Annotated in this window: 1 protein-coding gene; it reads left to right on the forward strand. The window is 40.7% G+C overall.

Annotated elements, in window-relative coordinates:
- On the forward strand, positions 1–2,347 hold a 2,347-nt coding region (locus AB1555_19975; GenBank protein MEW6248956.1), incomplete at both ends, for a hypothetical protein.

Raw genomic sequence — 2,347 nt, forward strand, 5'->3', positions numbered from 1 at the left:
ACCACCGTTACACCTTCTTCGGGCATTACTTACAACTGGAGTGGTCCCGGTATTGTTTCAGGTAGCGGAACTGGAACTATCACCGTTAATCAAAGCGGAACTTATCAGGTAACAGTTACTAATACTGCCAACAACTGTACAGCTACTGCTTCGCAAAATGTAGTTCAAAATACTACTCCACCAAGTATAACAGCTGCTACGAGTGGTTCATTAAATTGTACTACCAATACTGTTTTAGTATCTACTACTGTTACGCCTTCATCTGGTATTACTTATAACTGGAGTGGACCTGGTATTGTTTCAGGTAGCGGAACTGGAACTATCACCGTCAATCAAGGTGGTACCTATCAGGTAACAGTTACTAACACGGCTAATAACTGTACTGCTTCCACTTCTCAATCTGTTGCTATGGATAACAATGTCCCATCAGTGTCTATTGCTTCTTCGGGCTCCTTAAACTGCTCAACCACTTCCGCTCAAATTTCTACTACCGTTACTCCTGCTGGAACTTATACCTACAACTGGACTGGACCTGGTATCGTATCTGGTGGAAGCACTGGAACTATTACCGTCAATCAAGGCGGAACTTACCAAGTAACAGTTACTAACACGGCTAATAGCTGTACCGTTGCTATTAATCAATCTATTACACAAAATACTACTGCTCCTTCTGTTTCTGCTGCTGCAAGTAGTTCATTAAATTGTACTACCAATACGGTTTTAGTATCTACCACCGTTACACCTTCTTCGGGCATTACTTATAACTGGAGTGGTCCCGGTATTGTTTCAGGTAGCGGAACGGGAACTATCACCGTTAATCAAAGCGGAACTTATCAGGTAACAGTTACTAATACTGCCAACAACTGTACAGCCGTAACTTCTCAAGCAGTTACTCAAAATACAACAGCCCCAAGCATCACCGCTGCTGCTAGTGGGTCTTTAAATTGTACTACCAATACCGTTTTAGTATCTACTACTGTAACTCCTTCTTCGGGCATTACTTATAACTGGAGTGGTCCCGGTATTGTTTCAGGTAGCGGAACTGGAACTATCACCGTCAATCAAGGTGGTACCTATCAGGTAACAGTTACTAACACGGCTAATAACTGTACTGCTTCCACTTCTCAATCTGTTGCTATGGATAGCAATGTCCCATCAGTGACTATTGTCTCTACGGGCTCCTTAAACTGCTCAACCACTTCCGCTCAAATTTCTACTACCGTTACTCCTGCCGGAACTTATACCTACAACTGGACTGGACCAGGTATCGTATCTGGTGGAAGCACTGGAACTATTACCGTCAATCAAGGTGGAACTTACCAAGTAACAGTTACTAACACGGCTAATAGCTGTACCGTTGCTATTAATCAATCTATTACACAAAATACTACTGCTCCTTCTGTTTCTGCTGCTGCAAATGGAACATTAGATTGTAATAATTTTACTATACAAATTACATCAACTGTTAATCCAACTTCTGTAACCTATAACTGGAGTGGTCCTGGTATTGTAAGCGGAGCAGGCACTGGAACAATCACTGTCAATCAACCCGGAAACTATAATTTAGTAATAACTGACCCTGCCAATACTTGTACCAATACAACAAATGTTTCAGTAACACAAAATACTACCGCACCTACAGTAACAAGTGGCGGTAATGCTACTCTAACTTGTTCAAGTCCAAGTGTAAATATATCTGCAAGTGCTACTCCTAACACGGGTGTTACTATCAACTGGTTAGGTGGTGTTTGTGGTCCAACTAATACTTTTACTACTCAAGCATGCTCTCCCGGAACTTATACTATTGAAGTTACAGATAATACTAATGGATGTACAGGAACAAATACTGTTCAGGTTGTACCAGATAGTAATTTACCAGATATTTCAGCAACTCCATCTGGTTCCATCAATTGTTCAATTTCATCTGTACAGATAGTAGGCACTTCTACAACATCTCCAGTATCCTATACATGGGCTGGAAGTGGTATAACAGGAGGAAATGGCACACCAACTATTACTGTAAATCAAGGAGGCACTTATACACTTACTATAATTAATACTTCTAATGGATGCTCTAATTCTACGCTGATTACTGTTGTTGAAAACACCAACACACCTACTGCATCTGCTGCTGCAAATGGAACTTTAGATTGTAATAATTCTACTATACAAATTACATCAACCGTTAATCCATCTTCTGTAACCTATAACTGGAGTGGTCCTGGTATTGTGAGCGGAGCAGGTACTGGAACAATTACCGTTAATCAACCAGGCACCTACTCATTAGTTGTAACAGATGCTGTTAATAACTGTACTACATCAGTAACTAATATTAGCGTATCACAAG

The organism is Nitrospirota bacterium (assembly GCA_040755395.1).
GTDB lineage: Bacteria > Nitrospirota > Nitrospiria > Nitrospirales > Nitrospiraceae > DATLZU01.